The sequence below is a fragment of the Hyphomicrobium facile genome (assembly GCF_900116175.1).
Classification (GTDB): domain Bacteria; phylum Pseudomonadota; class Alphaproteobacteria; order Rhizobiales; family Hyphomicrobiaceae; genus Hyphomicrobium_B; species Hyphomicrobium_B facile.
In genome coordinates, this window is the sequence record NZ_FPCH01000002.1 from 561,229 (window position 1) to 583,518 (window position 22,290).

The 22,290-nt window shown below is 58.9% G+C and carries 10 protein-coding genes; 4 read left to right on the top strand and 6 right to left on the bottom strand.

All coding sequences use genetic code 11. The features are described from left to right. Positions 1–40: 40 nt before the first annotated feature. The gene (locus BM399_RS09595; protein WP_177228106.1) at positions 41–5,623 is read right to left on the bottom strand and encodes a MupA/Atu3671 family FMN-dependent luciferase-like monooxygenase; all 5,583 of its coding nucleotides are present in this window, start codon (positions 5,621–5,623) and stop codon (positions 41–43) included. A gap of 319 nt (positions 5,624–5,942) precedes the next feature. Between BM399_RS09595 and BM399_RS09600 the strand changes: the two genes are divergently transcribed. Continuing rightward, on the top strand, positions 5,943–12,398 hold the full coding sequence (locus tag BM399_RS09600; protein WP_092867449.1) for a type I polyketide synthase: 6,456 nt from the start codon (positions 5,943–5,945) through the stop codon (positions 12,396–12,398). Between the two features lie 78 nt (positions 12,399–12,476). Here BM399_RS09600 and BM399_RS09605 read toward each other — a convergent pair whose 3' ends face one another. Continuing rightward, positions 12,477–13,541, bottom strand: coding sequence for a hypothetical protein (locus tag BM399_RS09605; protein ID WP_092867451.1), 1,065 nt, complete (start codon positions 13,539–13,541; stop codon positions 12,477–12,479). 71 nt (positions 13,542–13,612) lie between these two features. Beyond that, positions 13,613–14,371 carry a 4'-phosphopantetheinyl transferase family protein gene (locus BM399_RS09610; RefSeq protein ID WP_092867452.1) on the bottom strand — a complete coding sequence of 253 codons (759 nt, stop codon included), beginning with the start codon at positions 14,369–14,371 and terminating at the stop codon, positions 13,613–13,615. A 752-nt stretch (positions 14,372–15,123) separates the two neighbouring features. Between BM399_RS09610 and BM399_RS09615 the strand changes: the two genes are divergently transcribed. Then, complete coding sequence (locus BM399_RS09615; protein ID WP_092867454.1) at positions 15,124–16,587, top strand: undecaprenyl-phosphate glucose phosphotransferase; 1,464 nt, start codon at positions 15,124–15,126, stop codon at positions 16,585–16,587. 340 nt (positions 16,588–16,927) lie between these two features. Continuing rightward, on the top strand, positions 16,928–17,914 hold the full coding sequence (locus BM399_RS09620; protein WP_177228107.1) for a glycosyltransferase family 4 protein: 987 nt from the start codon (positions 16,928–16,930) through the stop codon (positions 17,912–17,914). A 44-nt stretch (positions 17,915–17,958) separates the two neighbouring features. Here BM399_RS09620 and BM399_RS09625 read toward each other — a convergent pair whose 3' ends face one another. Next, positions 17,959–19,284, bottom strand: a complete 1,326-nt coding sequence (locus BM399_RS09625; RefSeq protein ID WP_143111395.1) for a WD40/YVTN/BNR-like repeat-containing protein — start codon at positions 19,282–19,284, stop codon at positions 17,959–17,961. A gap of 527 nt (positions 19,285–19,811) precedes the next feature. Between BM399_RS09625 and BM399_RS09630 the strand changes: the two genes are divergently transcribed. After that, complete coding sequence (locus BM399_RS09630; protein ID WP_092867460.1) at positions 19,812–20,744, top strand: hypothetical protein; 933 nt, start codon at positions 19,812–19,814, stop codon at positions 20,742–20,744. Positions 20,745–20,796: 52 nt separating this feature from the next. On the opposite strand, the gene BM399_RS09635 is transcribed toward BM399_RS09630, so the two are convergent. After that, entirely contained in the window at positions 20,797–21,135 is a 339-nt protein-coding gene (locus BM399_RS09635) for an SMR family transporter (protein WP_177228108.1), read from the bottom strand. Positions 21,136–21,263: 128 nt separating this feature from the next. Then, entirely contained in the window at positions 21,264–22,196 is a 933-nt protein-coding gene (locus BM399_RS09640; RefSeq protein WP_092867464.1) for a UbiA family prenyltransferase, read from the bottom strand. Between the last annotated feature and the right edge of the window lie 94 nt (positions 22,197–22,290).

A 22,290-nucleotide genomic window follows, 5' to 3' on the forward strand; every position in this document is an offset into this window, starting at 1 on the left:
GCCCCGCCCGTGCATGGAAGCGTGCCTGCGGATCGATCAACTATCGAGCACGTGCTTCGCGCCGACGCTGCATCAAGTCTCTGCGGAAACTGGCGCGGTTCTGTTCCGGGGCAACAGATGCCGCATCACGTTCGCGGTTTGCGAACGAAGCGGCCAAGCTTCGCAAAGTCGGGAACTGAAACAGGCGCACAAGCGACACTTTCGTACCCATGCGCGTGCGGATCTTCTCCACGACGCTGACCATCGTCAAAGAACTGGCGCCGAGGTCAAAGAAGTTGTCATCGAGCCCGACCTCAGCCAATCCCAAAACGTCCTGGAAGATGCTCGCTAGCTCGCGTTCCACGTCCGTCGCCGGCGCGACAAAGGCCGTCGCGGTCTCGTGGCGCGCGCGATCGGGCGCGGGCAGAGCTTGGCGATCGAGTTTACCGTTGGGAGTTAAAGGCAACGCATCGAGCAAGACAAATGCCGACGGCAGCATGTACTCCGGCAGCGCCTTGCGCAGATGCTGACGCAAGGCCGGCATGAGAGAATCTTCCCCTGCGGCCCGGAGCACAGGGCGATTGGCATACTGAGACCAATCCGGCGAAGCGCTATCATCGGTGTTGGCGACACCAATGACGCCCGTCTCAGTCGCGCGTGTCACTCCCGGCACGCGAGGACGATAGACTGCATCGAAGAATTCGCGTCCGGCGGCTGACCACTCGATGGCCACATCGCCGTTTTCAGCGAGGGATCTCACGTCTTCGGGGTCGATGCCCTCGGTTTGCAGACGGCTGTCGGTGGCGTGACCGGCCAGAGAGCCCAATCTCGCCGAAGGTGGCAGCGCGTTGAGCGCGTCAAGTGCCGCTACCGCCGATGCCACGCGGGCATTCGGGATTCCGGTCACGCGAATGGGTGATTGTGCAGATCGCAAGATGTCGCCCAACGCTTCGATCGTGCATAGTTGCGGCGCCTGCACCGTCGTCGTTGCGACGGGCGAAAGCGATATTCCACCTTGCTTACGGATGACGACGTCGTACCGGAAGCGCGTCATCTCGGTCTGCGCGCGCCCGGTCTTCAGTTCCACTTCGACACCTTCGACCGAGGGCATGAACTTCGGTAGTGCCTGAAACAGCTCTGGGTCCAGAACCAACTCCGCCTCGTCATCGACCCGCTTGCGCAGACGTGCGCGAAGCTCGTCAGCCTGCGTTTCCGGCGAGGCTTTGAGCAATTCGATCTCTGCCAGCATGACCTCAAGAAGGGCCCGGCTACGCACATCGCCCACGAAGATCGCCCCGCCCGGCGCCAGCTTTTCGACGCACTGCGTGAGAACATCGACGAAGTAATCGACGTTCGGAAAGTACTGCGCCACGGAATTTATGATGATCGTGTCGAACGGTCCGCCATCCATGGACGCGAGCGTGTTTGCCGCTCGCTGCTCGAGAACGACGTTGCCTAGCCCCTTCTGATCAGCCTCGTTTCTCACGCGGGCAAGTGCCGCCGCGGAGAGGTCAATGCCGTGGTAGCGATCGCAGTTGGGCGCAACGCGCAACAGGATCATGCCTGTTCCGCAGCCGATCTCGAGGATGCGTCGTGGCCGCAGATCCCGGACCCGCTCAACCGTCCGTTCGATCCAATCCTGCATCTCGGCGTCGGGGATTTGTTCGCCGGTGTAACTGCTCCGCCAGCCCACTGTTTCAGAGACCGCGTCACCGGTACCGCGATACGTTTCGTCCCAGATCGTTTCCCAATGCGCCGTGCTCGGAGCGGCAGACGCGCGGCTCCCATTGGCTGCAGGCACGACATAGGCAATGAGGCGTTGCTCGCCGCTACCTTCGTCGGACCGCGAGACGACTGCGCTTTGTTTCACCGAGGGATGCCGGCTCAGCACCGACTCGATCTCGCCGGGCTCAATCCTATGACCGCGAATCTTAACCTGCTGATCGAGCCGGCCGAGGTACTCAATCGTACCATTGTGGAGCCAGCGCCCGAGATCGCCCGTGCGGTAGAGACGCTCATCGCCCCGGCCGAACGGATCGGGGACGAACCGCTCTTCGGTCAGTTCGGGCCGTCCGAGGTAGCCGCGCGCAACTCCTGCGCCACCGATGACGATTTCACCGGGCACGCCAATAGGCAGTGGACGCATGGATTGATCGACCACGTAGACACGGGTGTTCGCGATCGGCCCGCCAATGGTGATCGGATCGCCGGCGCCGCCGACCTTGGCCGTCGTCGACCAGATGCAGGTTTCGGTTGGGCCGTACATATTATGGATCGGTCCCTGGTATCTGGAACGCAATCGATCGATCAACACGCCCGGGAGCGCCTCCCCGCCCAGCAGCAGCATACGCAAATGCCCCAGCGCATTGAGTGAAGCATCGTCGGACGCCAGGATGCTCGCAAGAGATGGCGTGGCCTGCAGGTGGGTCACGCTGTGGCGGGTGATTTGAGAGGGAATATCCTGGTTCAGCTCATCGTCGCCAGGATTGGCCATCCGGCGCAATTCATCGAGGTTTGGAAGGTTGGCCAACACGTCTTCAGTCGAGATGCCGAAATCGATCAAGCAGGCGATTTCGTCGACGCCATAGGCCTTAAGCTTCTCGATCTTGGCGACGCAGGATGCCGGCGTACCAAATAGACCTGCCGTTTCGAAGTAGCGCGCGAAGGCGTGCTCCATGATGGCGTCGAGTTCTTCCGGCTGCAGATCCGACAAGGCCATACGAGGGTCGGAAGCGTCGCGGTCATCGCGCTTGGCAAAGGGCGTCAACTCCCACCGCATTTTCGCAACCAGGTCGGTGGACGTCTTGAGGTATTCAATGAAGGGGCCGCGAACCGTGCGACGCACTTCTTCTTCATCTGCACCGACGAAGGTGTGCAGCATCAGCGACACCGACCCCCGACCCTCATGGCCCGCATCGGCCCAGGCCTTGCGATAGACGGCAACGTTTTCGATGAACTGCTCGGGCTTCATCACCAGCAGGTTCGTCAGCACGTTGGCGCCCATTCTCCCTGCGAGCGCAAACGTATCGGGGTGAGAACTGGCAGTTACCCATAATTTGGGTTCTTTCTGCACCGGCGGCGGGAAGGTCTTCAGCTGAACCGTCTGCCCATCGCCATCGATCGTCTCGACGGCCTCGCCGCGCCACAGCGCTTTGACAGTCTCGATACCGCGAGCAAAAAGCTCGCGCCGGTTTTTGTAGTTTTGAGGCTGCAAAGCGAAATCACGTACGTGCCAGCCGGAGGCGAAGCTCAGACCGACGCGGCCGTTGGACAGATTGTCCACTATCGACCACTCTTCGGCGATACGAAATGGACTGTGCAACGGGAGCACGACGCTGCCGGCGCGGATGGCGACGCGCTTGGTGACGGCCGCGACTGCCGCACCCGTCACCGCAGGGTTCGGGTACAGACCGCCAAACGGATGGAAGTGACGTTCCGGCGTCCAGATAGCGGAAAAGCCATTCTCGTCAGCGAATTTTGCGCCCTCAAGCAACAGACGGTATCTGCCGCTGGCTTTGCCCGCAGCATCGTCGGAGTCGGCTGCAAAATAGAACAAACTGAAGTCGATGGGTGTGGCGCTCGCTCGTTGCTGGGCTGCGCGTGCCTCGCGCTCAGCTTCTTTCTGGATCACCACCTTAAATCCGCGCGCCAGCGTCCAGAACAGCTCAAGCACCGATATGTCGAACGAGATGCTGGTTGTTGCGAGCCACACGCCGGGTGCCGTTCCGAGCGCTTCATCCATCCCGGTGAAGAAGCTCGTTACGTTACGGTGCTCCAGCATCACGCCTTTGGGGCGTCCTGTGGAGCCGGACGTGAAGATCACGTACGCCAGGTTGTTACCCGTCACCGCAACCCGCGGCCGCTCGCCATTTCCATTCTGACCGGTTGGGTCGGCGCAGATGACATTCAATCCCGCGGGCAATTTGGTGCGCAGGTCCGATGTCGTAACGACGATGCGCGCTTGCGTGTCTTCGAGAATGATCGCGAGGCGCTCGCTCGGGTATGCCGGGTCCATCGGCACATAGGCCGCGCCGGCTTTCAGAATGCCGAGCAGGCCAACCACCATCTCGATGGAACGCTCGATAAATATTCCGACCATCTGATCCGGCTTCACGCCTTGGGCGAGGATCTCGTGGGCCAGCTGATTGGCGCGCTTGTCCAACTCGCGGTAGGTGATCGCCCTGTCGCCATCAACGAGCGCTACTACGTCGGGCGTGCGATCGGCCTGCGCCTCAAAGGCTTCGTGAATGCAGCCGGGGCCGGGCAACGGCTTTTCCGTCGCGTTCCAGGTCTCAAGCACCAACCGTGCATCTTGCGATGGGAGTCGCGGCAGGTTGACAATCTTCGCATCCGGATTGTCGGCGATCGCATCCAGCACCACCTGCAGCATGTCGCCGATCCTGTCGGCCGCCGATCGCGAGAAGCAACCGGTATCGTAAGACAGCTTGAACGTTATCTGAGGCCCGTCGTAGGCCATCACGTTGAATGCAAAGTTCGTCTGGTCGTGGAGCTTGAAATGCCGGTGTTGCCACTCGGGTCCAAACGACTTGAAGCGCGCGTCGTTGGTCTCTGCGTTGAAGACGACAATCGTGTCGAAGAGAGTCTGCGAGCGGGGCAGCTCGCTGTGGCGAAGCACATCCGGCAGGGGCGAATGCTCGAAGGCGCGCGTCTCCACCTGATTGCGCCGCAATTGCTGGCAGAATTCGAGCGCACTCAGATCACCGTCAAGCTTTACCCGCACGGGCAGAGTATTGATGAAAAGTCCGACGATCCGATCGGCGTCCTTGATGGATGACCGGCGGCACGTCCGCGTAGCGCCAAAAGCCACATCGTCACGGCCGGAAAACGCCGAAAGCACGAGCGCCCAGGCCGCCTCTACGACGGTCGACGTTCGCAGCCCAGCCTTATCGCAGAGTGCGTGAAGTTTCGCGGTGTGCGCCGGAGACAGCGCAAACTCCAGCGTGGCGTGAGGTCCGGATGTGCGCGCCGGGCCACCCGAAAGGCGTAATGCCTCCAAGTTGGTCGGCGTCTGAAACCCCGCGAGGGCCGTCCGCCAGAAGGTCTCGGCAGCATCAGCGCTCGACGCAAGATGCTCGCCGAGCCAGGCTATAAAATCGCGATACGGCGGCCGGTTTGAAAAGGACGGTTGGTCACCTCGCTTAAGGGTGGCGTACGTATCGAACACGTCCTGGACAACAAACGCGAAGCAGGAGTCGAGGATCGCGTGGGAGTAGGTGAAAACGAGCTGGTGCCGGTCTGCGCCAAGGTGAAACAGAGTTACACGCCAGAGCGGCGCGACGTCCAAAGGCAGAGCCGTCAATCGATCTTCCGTCAGGAAGGCGCTGAGCGCCGCCACCTGATCATCAGACGATAATGCGGATAAATCCCGCACTACTAACGGGACTTTAACCTCGCTTAAAACTTCCTGAATCGGGTTTCGCAAATCCTTCCAGCTGAAGCGGGTGCGCAGGATCGAATGCTGCGCGGCGACGATGGCCCAGGCGCGCGCGAGAAGATTGGCGTCGATCGGCTCGTTGATCTCGACCTCAAGTTGCTCCACGTCAACGCCGGGAATTTGCGCCTCGAGGTGGTGGAACAGCATTCCCTGCTGGAGCGGGGAAAGAGGATATAAATCTTCAACCATGGTTCCAGCTTCCGATAACATGCGTGCAATTTCGAATTGTTGAATGAGCACCTCGTCCTCCCGCTCAGAACCGGAGGACATCATGCGGATAATTTGTATCGAGACTTTACCGTTTAGGGTGTAGAACCCGCGGGTCCGCGTCCACTTACAATGCCATCCATCCTTTACATTAATTTTAAGTCTACCCTGCCCTAATAAGTGCCAGGATTGATTAAAGACTGAAGCAGGTTCAGTTTGGCGCCCTTTTCCTTGCGCGGCTTCGCCCACATCGATTGGGAATTCGCTTTCGGGAAACGATTATGGGGTAAACGGAGGCCGCATGACACAGGGGGATCGGACTATTAGCGAAGATAGTGCGATTGCTATCATTGGCCTCTCGGGCAGGTTCCCCGGCGCCTCCAATGTCGCCGCGTTCTGGAAAAACCTCCGGGAAGGCCGCGAGTCCATTCGCGTATTCACCGAAGAAGAACTGCTCGCCTCAGGCGCTTCGCTCGAAGTCGTTCGGGATCCGGCATACGTCAAAGCTTGCGGCTATCTGGACGGAATAGACCAATTCGACGCTGCATTCTTCGGATTGTCGCCGCGCGATGCCGCGGTCTTTGATCCGCAGCACCGTTTCTTTCTGGAATGCTCTTGGGAAGCTTTCGAGGACGCGGGATACGTCGGCGAAAAAATCGACGGACGAGTCGGGATCTTTGCTGCCTCCGGCGCCAGCGAATATTTCACTTATAATCTCGTCACCAACCAAGAGGTTCTGGAAACGATCGGCGCATGGCTTTTGCGCCATACGGGCAACGACTCCAATTTCCTTGCCACACGTGTTTCGTACGAGTTGAACCTCAGCGGCCCGAGCATGAACGTGCAGACGGCCTGTTCGTCGTCGCTCGTCGCAGTGCATGTTGCATGTCAGAGCCTGCTCAATGGCGAATGCGATGTTGCGCTGGCCGGCGCTTCGACGATCTATCCCGAGCAAACCGGCTATCTCTATAGGCCGGGAGAGATCCTCTCGCCTGACGGCCATTGCCGTCCCTTCGACGCCGATGCCAGTGGAACCGTCATGGCTTCGGCGGCGGGTTGCGTCGTGCTGAAGCGGCTTGCCGACGCCGTCCGCGACGGGGATTGCATTCGTGCTGTGATACGGGCTTCTGCCATCAACAACGACGGTTCCGACAAGGTGGGTTACCTTGCGCCAAGCGTCAGCGGGCAGGCGCGGGTGATCTCCGAAGCCCTCGATCTGGCCGGTATCGACCCGAGCGACGTATCCTACATCGAGGCCCATGGAACCGGCACGCTGATAGGCGATCCGATTGAGGTCGCAGCGCTTGTCGAGGCGTTTGGTCCGGAAGTGCCCAAGCAGTCCTGCGCCATCGGCTCGGTCAAATCCAATGTAGGGCACGCGGGAGAGGCCTCGGGCATTTGCGGCCTCATCAAGGTGATCTGCGCACTCGAGCACCGCGAACTTCCGGCAAGTCTTCACTACCAAAGGCCAAACCCGCAGGCCGATCTGTCGAATACGCCGTTCTTCGTCAATGCCGGCCTTCAGCCATGGGATGTCCGGTCCGGCAAGCGCCGGATCGCCGGCATCACGAGCCTCGGTGCCGGAGGTACCAACGCTCATCTCATTCTCGAAGAGGCACCGCCGCGAAGGCCAGCCATTGGCCGCGAAAACGAATCGCAGTTGCTGGTGCTCTCGGCGCGCAGCAACAAGGCGCTCGATGCGGCTTCCAAAAACCTCGCCGATCATCTGCGCACAGATCCCCATCAGCGGCTCGACGACGTCGCCTTCACGCTGATCAATGGACGCGAGACGTTCGAGCATCGCCGGGCGTTCGTCGCGACCAGCGCGGCTTCGGCTGCTGCGTTGCTCGATGAGAACGATGTGCGTCGTGTGTTCACGAGCAAGGCTGCACGCGAGCCTCATTCCACGGCATTTCTTTTCCCCGGCGGCGGGGCGCAATACTGTGGGATGGGCGCCGAACTCTACGAAAAGTTTCCTGAATATCGCAAAGCGATCGACGAATGCCTTGCGGTCGTCCAGCCGGAACTTGGTGTCGATCTGCGCTCGCTGATGTTCGCGCCGCCGAGCTGGGCTGAGATCTCAAACCTGCGGCTTGCCGCGCCGTCGCTCGCCTTGCCTGCTCTCTTCGCAACGGAATATGCTCTGGCAAAACTGCTGGCATCGTGGGGCGTGACGCCTGCTGCCCTGATCGGCCATAGCGCCGGCGAGTATGCGGCGGCTTGCATCGCCGGCGTCCTTTCGATGCGCGATGCGATTTCGCTGGTCGCGATGCGCGGCAGGCTATTCGAAAAGCTGCCCCGTGGTGCGATGCTATCCATTCCGCTTCCCGAGGCGGAAGCGCGGGCATTCCTGTGCGATGAACTATCGATCGCCGCAGTCAATGGTCCGGCCCTGTGCGTCGCATCGGGTCCCGTTCGCGCGATCGCGAACCTCGAGCAGAAGCTATCTGCTGCGGAGGTCGAGTATACGCGCGTCCACATCGATGTCGCTGCGCACTCGGCGATGCTTGCGCCGATCCTGCCGGAGTTCGAACGCTACTGCCGCAAGATTGCGTTCCAGAAGCCGCGGATCCCGTTCGTTTCCAACTTGACGGGAACGTGGATCACAGACGACGAAGCAACCGACCCAACTTACTGGGTTCGCCATCTGCGCAGTACGGTGCGCTTCGACGAAGGCGCGGCAACGTTGTTGCAAACCCGTGGCATTGCGCTGATTGAGGTGGGTCCCGGACGCACGCTTTCGAGCCTCTGCCGGCAGCAGCCGGTAAAGGCCGCGGTCGTCGCCAATACGTTGCGCCATCCTCAGGAGAGCGTGTCCGACGTCGGGTTCCTGCTGGAAGCTGTCGGTAAGGTCTGGGCCGCTGGCGGCGACATCGATCTCAGCCGGTTGGACCGCGGTTCCCGAAGCCGGGTGCCGCTCCCCACGTATCCCTTCGAACGTCAGCGGTATTGGATCGAAAAAGGTCATGCTCCCTCCGCTCAGCCGACGCTGAAACGTAGGAGCGATCTAACAACGTGGTTCTCTGCGCCATCCTTCCATCGTTCTGTTCAGCCCAATCCGCTGTCGACGGAAGAGCTTGGAAAGCCATGGCTGATATTTACGGACGGCTCATCGTTGGCGAGCGCGCTCGTGACACGTCTTCGCCGGTCCGGCGCGACGGTGGCAACCGTGGAGCCCGCACCCCGCTTCGCCGTCCGTGGCGACCTGACCTTCGGCATCGATCCGTCGAATGCTGAAGACTACGCGCGCCTCAAGGTTGAGTTGCGGCAGGAAAACGCGAGCCCTGCACACGTCGTGCACCTGTGGGCTTTGGCGCAGCGTCCATGGCGGCTCTTCAGTTCCCCACCCGACGCTGATCTTGCCGCGTGGGATCGCGACATCGTTCGCTACTACGACAGCCTGTTTCACTTATCGCAAGCGTTTGCCTTGGGCGGGGACAGCTTCCGGCTGACTGCAATCGGCACGGCGATAGAAGCGCTCGAAGGCGAGCACGAGGTGCATCCCGAAAAGGCGACATTGGCTGGCGTCTGCAGAGTCTTGCCGCGCGAAACGCCTGAGGCCTCCTGCTCTGTTGTGGATGTGGTCGTCCCTCAAGCCGGCTCGGACGCCGAAGCCCAACTGGCGGACCGGCTTCTGGCCGAGGTGCAAGGCGACAATCGCAGCCCCCTCGTCGTCCTTCGCAAGAACGGACGTTGGGTGCAACGTTTCGAACAACTGCCGCTTGATCCGGCGCCGACGCCGCGTGCCTGGCTGCGGGAGCGCGGCGTCTATCTCATCACGGGCGGACTCGGCGGCATTGGCCTAGAAGTCATGGAGCATCTGGCGCGGCATGGGAAAGCTCGCCTCATAAGCGTCGGCCGCTCCGCGCTTCCCGAAGAATCGGCATGGGATTCCTGGCTGACAGACCACGGCGAGGATGACGATACCTCGCGCAAGATCAGAGGTGTCAGGAAGCTCCGTGCCATGGGAGCCGAGGTGATGCTGGCCGCGGCCGACGTCACGGATCGCAAAGCCATGGCTGGCGTGATTTCTGAGGCGCGACAGCGCTTCGGCCGGATCAATGGCGTCTTCCATAGTGCCGGCCTGCTGCAGGATCAGTTGATCGCGCTCAGGCCGCCGATTGCCCGCTCGCCGGTTCTCGATGTCAAGGCCAAGGGCGCGTTGGTGTTGCAATCGCTCTTCGGTGAAAGCGAATTAGATTTCCTGGTGCTGTTCTCGTCGGTCAGCTCCGTTCTCGGGCTGCCGGGACAGGTGGACTACACGGCCGCGAATGCTTTCCTCGACGCGCTCGCAAAAGCCCGCTCGGCACGCGGTTGCCGCACGCGCACCATCAGCATCGACTGGAACGCATGGAAAGTCGGCATGCTTGCGACACTGGTTCGCGAGCCGCAACAGCATGGCGCTAAAGCTATTGCCCGCACGGGTCCGCCGCTCGGCGATTGTCTGAGCGACGACGCGGAACAGTCACGTTTCCGCTCAGTGCTGAGCCGCAAGACGCACTGGCTGCTCGGGGATCATGTCGTCAAGGGCGGCCAATCGGTGATGCCGGGCACAGGCTACCTGGAGCTTGCACGCGCGGCATTGGCGCATCGGTCCGAAGACAGACCGATCGAGATCCGCGATCTCACTTTCCTGCAACCGTTCACTGTCGGCGTTGACGAGACGCGTACGTTGAATGTCACGCTGAGCCGCGACGGCGATCATACCTTCACGGCGTTCGGCGATTCCAAGGAGCAACCTTTTGCGACGGCTCACGTCGCGTATTTCGACGCGCCGGCAACGCCCCAGGAATCAGTGGCGGCCATCCGCCAGCGTTGCCCCCGTTCCGCCGAGGTTCCGAACGGTCGACTTGTGCAGCACTTCATGGATTTTGGTCCACGTTGGGCCAACATCCAATCGATCCAATTCGGAGAGAACGAGGCGCTGATCCACATCGCCTTGCCGGATGCCTACACTTCCGATCTCTCAGAAACTGCCCTGCACCCTGGTATGCTCGATATGGCAACGGGTGCAGCGCAGATGCTTATCCCGGGCTTCAACGCCCTCGAGGAATTCTACGTCCCGTTTTCATATGGCCGCGTTCTGGTGCGGCAGGGCCTTACCTCGAAGCTTTACAGCCACGTGAGATTGCGCTCTGCAGACGGCAAAAGCGCGATCTTCGATGCGACCTTGCTCGACGAGCATGGCAACGTGCTCGTCTCAGTCGAGCGCTACATCATGCGCCGCGCACAGTCGTTCGCTACGACCGGCGTCGCGGCTTCAGACGCCGCCGCTTCGACCAAGCCGCGGGCCGCGGAGAGCGCCGCGGAAGGTTACCTGCGTGAGGGCATGACGCCTTCAGAGGGACTGGAAGCGCTCGATCGCATTCTTGCCAACGACATTTCTCCCCAGGTCATCGCCTCAACGCTCGACGTCGAACTTTGGCTTTCGCGGCTGAATACCGGCGCTCATCGCGTATCTGCGGCGCAGACGACCACCGCCCAACCTGCGGCGGACGGTGCACGTATCGACGCCGATATCGTCGCGCCCCGCGACACGGTCGAGCGGGAGCTCGCAGCAATGTGGAAGGAGATGCTCGGCGTACCGCATATATCGATCACGGACGACTTCTTCGAACTCGGAGGTCAATCGCTGATCGCAGTCCGTCTCCTCAATCGGATTTGCAAGCATTACGCGGTCGAGTTGCCCCTATCCGTTCTGTTTCAGGCTCCGACGATTGCCGCGACGGCGGAACTGCTGCGCGGTCCTTTCAAACCGGACGAAGCAGAAGCTTCATCGCAGCCCGCCTTCGAGGACGTACCGCCAGCTACGGATTCTGCGACAAGCATCAAACCGTTGGAAGCGCCGGCCGGGGGTGGTGCTAGAACACAACCCGCGCCGAAGCGCTTCCAGTATCTGGTCAGCATCGCCAAAGGCGGAAACCGACCCGGCCTGTTCTGCGTCCATGGCGCCGGCGGCAACGTACTCAACTTCCGCGATATTTCCCGGGCGCTGCATAAGGAGCAGCCGTTCTTTGGTCTCCAGGCGCGCGGCATCGATGGCACCAACCCGCCGCACGCCTCCATACCGGAAATGGCTGCAGCCTATCTCGAGGAGATCCGTGCACAGCAACCGCACGGTCCCTATCTGCTGGCGGGCTATTCCGGCGGGGGCGTGGTCGCGTTCGAAATGGCGCGGCAGTTGACCGATCTCGGCGAGGACGTACCTCTCGTCGTCTTCTTCGATACCTATCACCCGCAAATGCCCCTCCAGACCGTAGGCTTCGCCCGCAAGGTTTCGCGTTTGCGTAATGAAGGTCTCGGCTACCTCAGCGAGATCGTTTCGGTCAGACTCGAATGGCTCCGGGAAGCACGTGAGCGCTGGCAGATCTCACGCTGTCTCCGGCAAAATAAGATTGTTCCGCTGCACCTGCGCAATCGTCATCTGACGGATAATTTTGGGCAAGCCGCTTCGAAATACCACCCGCAGCCGTGGGCTGGCCGAGCGATCCTTTTCCGGGCGGCAACCGCGAACTACGTCTTCAGCGGCGGAGGACTCTGCTATGGCTGGGACAAAGTGATCATGGGCGGTGTTGAAACCGTGGTTATCCCCGGCAATCACGATACCCTTATGCTCGGAGCCAATTCGCAAGAGCTGATGGGGCACCTCAACAAGGCTCTCGAAAGTGCGCTTGTCCAGCCGGGTGATCAACAGAGCGCGGTTGCGATTTTCGGATTTGGCAGCAAAGCCGAGCTTTCCGATGTGCGCGCGATTTGAGCGAGCTGACGCCGTAGCAGGTCAATGCCTTTCGCGCCGTCGCTCGCGCCACGCGGGAGCGGTGTTGCCTCGATCGTCTTAGGGTGAAGCGAAAGGGTTCTCGGGATCCTGTGCGCCAGCGTAGTCGCGCCTGCACGAATTGGTGACAAGCTGACGCCTTACTGCCCGCAGTACCGGCATGCCCGAGCCATGCAGAAAGGTTGCATAGGCCGGACAGACTTTCTCCTGCATCAGTTCCCGGCAGCCGGCCATGTCGCGCCCGGCGGCGGAATTGGCTCGCTCGCCGTATTGGACAGCATACTGCCAAGCCAGCGTCTGCATGTAGCGGCCCGTCTCCGGGGAGATTGACGCGGGAACAGCGGCGCCCTCGGGGCTCCGGCCAAAGAGAACCGCGTAGTGGACCAGCGCCAGATAGTAACGTCCGACATCGCTCAAATGCACGGTGTCGGAGAAAAGGAGGCGTACACGCGCACCGGGGGAAGTGGCCGCGATGCCCGGCACCTTGCCATCCCAAAGGGCCGCCGCCAATTCTGCCAAGGCGCCTGCTCCCGGCAACACGCGGACGCGCGGAACATCGCCGCGCGCGGGCAAGTCGAGGTTCGCACGGCTCGCGATGCACTCCCACATCAACGAAACCGTCCGCTCGTAATTGATCCAGGGCCAGGGCGCGTCAGGGTCCACGTTGAGCCAGGTGTGATAAAGCAGAACCTCGCCATCGGGATTGCCGGCCAATAGCTGCTTTGCCATCTCGGTCAAATAGAACGCCGTACGCTCTTTGCGCGCGATAGCCGGAAGGTCGTGACGTTCCGTGACAACCAGCACGTCGTACTTCTCGCCGGGCGACAGGCGCCGGGGGGACCGCAGCTCCTCGGCGACGTTCAAGCCTGCACCGTCCCGATTGTGGCCGGCGCTATACCCCGTCCACTCGGAGGCGGATGCCACCTCCCCTTTCGTCCGTTGGCGCAAAAGTGAGTAGCCGAGAACCTGCACCTCGAAATCCAAGCGGTTTCCGAGAGATCGCGCGATCTGCTCGACGGCCTCCGGAACACCGTCGCTGAGGCTGTGGCCCGAATAGAAGGCGCGCACGTGATCCTTGGGCGCCCATGCCTGCGTGCCGGGAGCGCCACGCGCCTCTTCGCTCATGGCCAAGCCTCCGTTGCCAGTGAAGATTATCAGGGCCGCTAGAACGACCAGCCAACCTCTACATGCCTGCCTCACGACGCGGGCTCCGACGTCACGACGACCGCGCTTGCGATATAACCGTCTCTGATGGCGAAGCGTCCGATAAGTCTATCGTGCATCTGGAACCCTGGCACGGCCCTCTTATACGTCGCCGCAAATGTACCGGCTTGAGCGTCGACGTCGACTGCGAAATCGGCGAACTCCAGCATTGCCCCGCTGAGAGGATACTGGCACTTGAAGGCCGCCTCCTTCATGCAGAAGATGAGGTGAGCTGCGACGCCCGGCGTCACACCGCAAATGGCAGCCAGCGTCTCTCGTTCCGCCGAATTGCAAACCGAATCCCATAGATCAAACGCGAGCTCGTCTGCCGGCTCGAGGTCGATGCCGATTGCGACGAAGCCCTGGTCGCGTCGCGCTACGGCCGCAGCCGCCCACCCGCCGGTATGCGTAATGCTGCCGACAAGATCGACCGGCCAGACCGGCATTCGATCGTGCCCCCGGGGCAAGGCCGCGTCCGCGTATCCGAGGGCCGTCATGGCTTTGCGCGCGCAATTCCGGCCGATTGCAAATTCCAAACGGCGGCGCGGAACGGCACGGGCAACGACGAGCGCTTCGCCGGCCTGCAGGTCCGGAGGTTCACCCGTCAGCGGGGCTTCGGCGATCGCAATCCTGGGATCGAGCAACTCTGCGAAGTAATTCACGGCATTAGTCCACACGACGCCCGGAGCGAGCCTCAAGTTCTTGGCGCCGTACCGCCGCGAGGTTGGCCACGGATGCGAGTTCAGCCGCAACGCTGGTTACCTCCGGAAAGCGACGGCGATCGGTGGCAACTAAGTCGAGCGAATTGCTGGCTTTAAGATTGCGGTTCGCGTTTAGCACCACCTGCGAGTGCCCGGGCAAATTAAAGACGTTATCGTTCACGCCCGCATCAAAGCCCCCCCATTCACCCGTTTCAACGTACGCGCGATATTTCGCAACGACACAACGGATTCATTCAAAACCACCGGCAGCGCCTATCGCCGGCGTAGGTGGTAATTCGTAATTTGCCAATTTTCTATCCCAATCCGCAATGCGCTTGGTCAGCTTTTGGCAGCGGGTTTTTCAGGCTTTTTTTTTTCAAATCACCAAGCCAAGCAATGAGTTAATAATTCGACTTTCGCTTTTCAGAGCCTGTGATCGTGAATCGAAGCGAACGACGGATGTTTCCGCATCCGACGCCAGTAATCCCATTGTACTTACGAGACACTGTTCAATTGAGGTGACGGGTGGCGAACCGACAAAGCGCTCAGCTCATATTCGAAAAGACGTCGAAAGAAAAACGACGAGCTATTCGGTTTGGCATCCGAGAGGGAGACCAATTGTCATAGTGCTTTAATCATAGCACCGACTAATGCTTGCGAAATGCCTAACAAAGGCTAAATATCGTCCCCAAAAATAACAGCATTCCCCGACAATTGATCGAGCATCAATTTCCAAGAGAGCGCATCGAGCCTCCTTACGACTCTTCCGATGATGATCTAAGTTTTGTTGTGTGGCGGCGTATATGGCTAACACGAGTGTCCGCGTTGAGCTTGGCGCCCTTCCTCGCCGGCAACTTTCCCGGCTTCCGCGCGCTTGGGCTTCCAAGTTTTCGAAGCTCGATACGTGCGTTTCTGTGTTGGGAATCTTTGAAGCTGCTGCGGTCATCTTGGCGGCAGCTGCTGCCAAATTTCTCTACATCGATCTCTTCATCGGCCGACTGCAGCCGTGGTGGCCATATTTGGCGCCGGCTCCCCTATTGGCGACCACGCTTTATCTATTCTTGAAGCGGGCCGACCTCTACGACACGAGTTCTGTCAGCCAACCGGCCGTGCCATATGGCCGGATCTTCGGTGCGTTGGTGACTTCGTTCCTTCTTCTTCTCGGAATTTTGTACATTCTCAAGGTTGCGGATTGGTACTCGAGAGGGTGGTTTCTCACGTGGTTCGCCATCAGTGCATTGCTCTTGATCACCGTACGGATCGTCGGAATGCATTATGTGCGCCGGATGGTGGCGCAGGGCAGAATTCGGCAGCGGATCGCAATGTTCGGCGATCCCGATTTCATTACCGCCATGAAAGCCAGCGTCGAAATCGCCGGTCCCGCACCCGGGATCGAAGGAATTTATCTGGCGCCGACGAGCGCTCGTTGCGAGGACCTTCATTCCGATGGCGGGCTCGACGAGCTTAAGAACGCGATTGAGCGGAGAAGGTACGATACAATAATAATAGGTTTCCCGGCCGAACACATTCAGTCCATCAAAGCGGCCGTGAACGATCTGGCGTCGTATTCCACGGAACTGCTTCTCTGCACGAAGCTGGAACGCGAACCACACATCATTCGCGGAGCACGACATATCGGAACGCTTCGGGCTGATATCGTCAATCTGGTGCCGTTGTCGGAAAGCAATCGCGTTCTCAAGGCGGCACTCGACTACATCTTGGCAGCGGTCGGCCTTTTCCTCTTGTCTCCCCTCTTCATTCTTATTGCGATCGCCATCAAACTCGATAGCCCGGGACCCGTGTTCTTCCGGCAGCGCCGATACGGTCAGAACAACCGCATTTTCCGGATATACAAATTCCGAACGATGTTCGTCACCGAAGATGGGCAGCACATCAAGCAGGCGGAACGCAACGATCCGAGAGTTACCCGCATCGGATGGTTTCTGCGCCGCACGAGCCTCGACGAGCTTCCGCAGCTGATCAACGTTTTGACTGGAGACATGTCGATCGTCGGGCCCCGTCCGCATGCCTTGGCTCACGATCAATTATTCGATCAGCAGCTCGATCTATTTTCGCTTCGCCGTCGCGTTCGTCCGGGCTTGACGGGATGGGCGCAGGTTCATGGCTTTCGGGGAGAGACAAAGACGACCTTGGATATCAGCAAGCGCGTGGAACATGATCTCTATTACATCGATAATTGGACGATATGGCTCGACGTCGAGATCATGATCCGCACCATTTTCGTTCTTTTTCGCGGAGCGTTTTGACTCCGTAATCGGCCCATCGCTAGCGAGCATCCGTTCCACGATCCAGCATCGAACGATGCGGCGAACCCGATCATCGGGCAAAGACGGCCGTGCGATGCTGCTCGAAGGAAAATTGATCAAGTGTGCACCAGTGGATCCGAGTAGCGGATCACTCGCCCAAGAAATTCGGTCCTCTGTCGATGACAGCGGCCTTGGACTATGCCATGGACCAAGCTAGCCATTGTTCTTTGGGGGAGAAGCACAGCCGATGCACCGCGTTGCTCTAGCAATCTTGCGGGGACCTCGAGCTAGACAGCCGCGCTTGGATGACCCCACTGGCGAGACAGCTCCACGCGGTCAAGTGTTTGACAACGCATTCTCTCCTGTTTGGGACGAAACGATCCTCGACAAGGCCCCATCGCCGGGAAAAGGACCGGAGTGGTGGCGCTTGGCATCGGAAATTCTGCGACGTGGCAGCGAGTATGATGCAGTCGTCACTTGGGGCGAGAGATTAACATTGGCCGTTGCAGCACAGCAGCGATTTGCGCGTAACCGAAAACGGCATATCGCCATGATGTACTACTTCGACAAGCCCAATATAAAATATCCAATGAGGCTGTTCGGGAATACGCTACACGGCGTCGTGACGTGGACGACGGTGCAGCGGAAGGTCCTGATTGACGACCTGCACTTTCCGTCCGAGCGTGCCTACCTCGTCCGGCACTATGTGGATCAACTGTTTTACAGTCCCCGGCCGGCCAACGAGGACATGATCTGCGCGGTCGGCGCGGAAATGCGCGACTACCCGACGTTTATAGAGGCCGTCCGGGGCACGGATCTGCGCTGTCACATTGCAACGGACCACGTGCGTATCCCAGGCAAGGTTCGTCTGATCAATGATCGGCGCTTGCCGATCAGCGACATCGTTGCCCAAACGGACGCGCAAATCACTTCAGGCCGGATGTCTCTACCCGAACTCCGCAAACTCTATGCGCGGTCGAGATTTGTCGTCGTACCTCTGCTCCCGTCTGATAGCGACAATGGCGTGACGGTCATTCTCGAGGCAATGGCGATGGGGAAGCCCGTCATCTGTTCTCGGACACGCGGACAGGTTGACGTCATCCAGGATGGAGTAACGGGCCTCTATGTGCCGGTTGGCGACGCGGCGGCGTTGCGCGCGGCGATGCTAGCCCTCTGGAATGACCCGCAGCGTTGTCAGGAGATGGGGCGTCGGGCTCGAGCTTATATCGAAGCGCACCACACGCTGGAGATGTTTACGTCCGGCGTGAGATCGGCAGTCGAAGCGTCGCTCGACGGCCGCCCTGCACCCGATACATGGTGGAAATGAAGGCCACTCTCGATCGGCGACGAACACGTCACGTGAAGTCCATCCTACTTCAATTTTACGCGCCACAAACCGGCGTTAAGGTTCGTCGAATAAAGAAAATGTCTGGTCGCATCTAGATGGAGTTCGGCGCCGCCGTTGCGCATCAGCGGGGAATCCATGGCGCTGAATTCGGCCGACGGATCTTCCGCTGCAAAGAAATAAGGTCGATACGGAGCGGCGCCGGGGGAATAGGATGGATAGGCTCGGCTGATGTAGAGGGTCTTGCCGTCGCCGATCAGCCCCATAATCAAGTTGCCCGAATTTGGGAGCGTGGTCCAGTTGGCACCATCGGCGCTATGCATCACGCCATTGGCCGTTCCAAAGTAGAACTCCATGTCTTTGGATCGATAAAGCTGACCGACGCCGTGCGATATGGATGCGCCGAGAACCCGTTGCCAAGACGCGCCGCGATCGACGGAGCGCCATAGGCCATTACTTTCCGAACTAAAGATCCATGTTTTGGCATTGAGAACCTGAAACCTTGTGCCTTCCGAGCCTTGCCACGATGCATCGCCATCGCGCATCTTCCAGCTATCTCCGCCATCTGTGGTTTCGGCATAACAAACTTTCGGATGCGGCGGAGGACACTCAGCGTGCCATCCGACGAGCAAGTGGCGCGCGTCGTCCGGATCGATGGAAACAGCTCCGATGAACCCGCCATAAGGCGCTACGCTGGTGATATTGGGCGTCAATATTTGATCCCAATCGACGCCACCGTTTGTGGATTTGAACAAGCCGCTCTGACCGTACCCCTGATTAGTATAAATAACTTTAGGGTTGCTGGGATCGATGACCATGGTCCAGCTACGTCCGCTGCTCATCGCTTCCGCGTTCCGCCCCGTGCTGATTTTCACCCAGCTCGCTCCGCAGTCGGTCGATTTGTAGATGCCACCCATCGCGCGACCGACATAGACCGTCGAAGGATCAGTCGGGTCTAGCGCCATCGCTTGCATGCCGAAAAAGTCACCTGTCGTCAGATCGACCTGGGACGGCGTAATATTTTTCCAGACACCGGTCTCGCTGCTGTTTGTGGCGCAGCCGGCTACCGGCTCTTGCACGACCAGCGCTGTACTCACCGGGTGCTCCGGGTCAGCTCGCGCAGTCGATACTATGTGGTAGGTGCCGCCCGTATTCGGCGCGGTGTAGACCCATTGCGGACCGGTATGTTGGGCGTCGGGATAGGTCGACGACAAGGCAATCGAACCACCCGCCGATCCCTCTTGCAAATGCCACGTGACCGTTTCGTCGGCCTTGCCGTTGACCTTCGCGGTCAGAAGAATTTTCTGTCCCGGCAAGACGACGGAGCTTGTCGCTTCGACCTCGATCGCCACTGCGCCTTGCTCGGATCCGGCAGTTAGCTTCCGAGTCAAGACTGCGGCTACAGCCAATGCTGTGGCAATCAGCACGCACACAAATCTGGCATGTTTCACGGAACATATCTTTCAGGATTGAGGGACCTCGAACTTGATGCGCGCGACCGGCATTAAACTTGGCCGCTCTGTTAGTCAGCTCGTCAAAGACCCTGATTACCAGAAAATATTGCGACTATTGCTGGGGTAATCCCCCCCCGATATGGTAGTCGACGGCTTATTGGCCCATTGCAAGTAATGGTTCCCCGAAAAGCCGCCTTGATAAATCACTTTCGTCCTCCCTACCGATAATGAGTAAATTTAACAGCGTTTATTGTCGGCGTTTGGGCTTTCCAAGCGAACGCTCAACTCAAACATACGCATTCGCCTAACGACAGTGGCCAATTGGCATGAGGTGACAATTGCAATCCTCTACAAGAGCTGCATGCAGCATATCGACCGCGGTCCTCATAGCGCTATTGGTAATACTTCAACTGTTCAGGACAAATATGTTGAGTGAGCCCCGCGTCACACTCGACATGTATCTCGATGGGGAGGCCCATCGTCCATTCGCATATAGGGTTTTGGTTCCGACCGTAATCCGGGAGCTAGACAATATAACTCCATCCTTTGTCTCTTCGCAGCTCGATCAGATCGCAACAAAACTCGAGGCATCGACCAGCGTTGCCGCAGGGATCACAAATAAGAATCCTCGCGCAATCCTCTGGCTCGGCCTCATACTCACAGTCTCTTTGGTCGGTTATGTGGTGGCCGGGCATCGGCTCTATTCTGAACTGTTTCCCGGCAGCGCGTCGCTTGCGTGTCTCGGAACCCTACAGCTCGCGATTATAGTGCCGTTTCTCGGCCAAAAGCTCGGGCACGTCTACGATTTCACGGTTCTATTTTTCATGATGATGCTTTTGCTGGCGATGCGTCTCGGCAACCGGCCATTATACATTGCCGTTTTCGCATTGGCTTGCTTGAACAAGGAAACAGCTATTCTCGCTGTGTTTGCGTACGGAGCCGTCTATTGGGGAAAGATTCCGTTTCGCCGATGGATATTCGATATTTCATGTCAATTGCTCGTATTCGCAATAACATATGGGATGGCCCGATGGATATTTCGGGATAATCCAGGTGCAGGCATGACACCATGGCTGTCCGATCAACTTCCCTATTACCGCGACCATATTGGCAGATTTTTTGTATTCGCTGCACTTGGGGTTTGGCTTGTATTTCGCTTGCCGGAATGCCCGTCATTCCTGCGCCGGGCCGCGGTTGCGATGATCGCACCTCAAGTTGTCCTGGTGCTCCTCGGAGCGAAACCCGGGGAGGTTCGAAACCTGTACGAGATATTGCCCATCGTCAGCATCGTCGTAATGCGAGACGTTGAGATCGCGATCTGTCGTTTAAGATATCGGCTTGATGCGGCGAAGTCATAGCAGGGCCGCTTCCGCACTATTTCGAACTCGGCAACGTTACAGTTCGACCGAGCTACTTGCTCGCTCCGAGCAAGATCAGTCCGAGTAGGATGATGCCTATGGCAAGTAAGCGCGAACCCGATACCGCTTCACCGAGCAGGAACCAACCGCCTAGCGTCGTCAGTACGATCCCAAGCCCGACGAACGGATAAGCCAGCGATACAGGCGTTCGACTCAACACGACGAGCCAAGTTCCTGCGCTCAACCCAAACAGCAGAAGTCCCGCAACGATATAGGGCGACCAGATCAGGAGATTGAGCTTTTCCCAAGCGCTACTCGATTTGGTCATTTCAGCTGCGAGCGATGTGTGCAGCATGCCGGCTCGTACGATGAGTTGGCTGCTGGCTGTCAAGCATACGCTCAGAATTATCGCCCCAAAGTTCCAAGCTTCTCCCTTCATTCGCGAAATCTACCTTTCGGTTAGGATGCACTTTCCGGTTGGAGCCCGTTATGGGCGGGCGACATATTCCTTATTGCAGCTTAACTGGCGCAAATCGCGTAATCGCAGGTCCATTTTGACGAAGCCAGAAGCAATATAACTGCGGTCACGAGGCATGTTATCCAACTTACCCGATCTTTGACGGCAAACACGATGGGATCGTCGTGAATGATCTTCCGCTGAGCCAGTGTAATTAAGCGGAACAGCCAAAAAATCATGATCGGGCATAACAAGTATAGAAACTTTGGATGAGCGTAGAGTCCCGCCGCACTGCTCGATGACAGGTAAAGCGCGAAGACCGTGACGGCATTCATGCTGGATGCCGCCGCAAGCGCGGTGACGGTTCCGACGTCAGAGGCGTAATAGCCCCTCGATGGGTAAGGATCTTTGCCCAAATGCGCATAGTCAACAAGTTCGATTGTTCTTTTTAGGAGTGCGAGGGAGGCAAAGACAAAAATTGAAAAGTACAGGAGCCACTCGGAGATTGGGACAGCTATGGCCACAGCCCCGCCGATTACCCGGATGGTATATAGCATGGCGAGTAGGACGACATCAGCAATGAGCTTTCTCTTTATGACGAACGTATATGCGGTCGTCATGACAAAATAGGCGGCGATAATTAGCGCGAAGAGTCCCGATATCGACAGCGCTATCCAAGCCGATGCGGTCAACAGAACCGGAATCGCGGCGAGTGCGTCGCGCACCTTAATCTTTCCGGCTGCGAGAGGCCGAAACTGCTTGGTTGGATGAGCGCGATCTGCCTGCAGATCCCACCAATCATTTAAAATGTACACAGCTGACGCGCACAACGAAAAGGCAGCGGCCGCCAAAAAGCTGCTTCTCAGAGCGTCGGCATTGAATTCATGAGCTGTGATCACCGGCACAAAGACAAGCAAGTTCTTGACGTACTGATACACGCGCAACTGCCTCAACCAGATGCGCAATTGTCTGCCAAGCTGGTGCGAAACCATCATCTAGGGAAATGGTGACCGAGATTGTTATGCCCTGATGATACTACTTGAAGTCGCGCCCTAGGCAAATCTATCAGCGTACTGAGGTTAAGCGGGC

What these genes read in the sequence shown, in the direction of transcription:
- BM399_RS09595 (WP_177228106.1), bottom strand. Translation starts at nt 5,623, where the DNA reads ATGGTTGAAGATTTATATCCTCTTTCCCCGCTCCAGCAGGGAATGCTG.
- BM399_RS09600 (WP_092867449.1), top strand. Translation starts at nt 5,943, where the DNA reads ATGACACAGGGGGATCGGACTATTAGCGAAGATAGTGCGATTGCTATC.
- BM399_RS09605 (WP_092867451.1), bottom strand. Translation starts at nt 13,541, where the DNA reads ATGAGCGAAGAGGCGCGTGGCGCTCCCGGCACGCAGGCATGGGCGCCC.
- BM399_RS09615 (WP_092867454.1), top strand. Translation starts at nt 15,124, where the DNA reads ATGGCTAACACGAGTGTCCGCGTTGAGCTTGGCGCCCTTCCTCGCCGG.
- BM399_RS09630 (WP_092867460.1), top strand. Translation starts at nt 19,812, where the DNA reads ATGTTGAGTGAGCCCCGCGTCACACTCGACATGTATCTCGATGGGGAG.
- BM399_RS09640 (WP_092867464.1), bottom strand. Translation starts at nt 22,196, where the DNA reads ATGATGGTTTCGCACCAGCTTGGCAGACAATTGCGCATCTGGTTGAGG.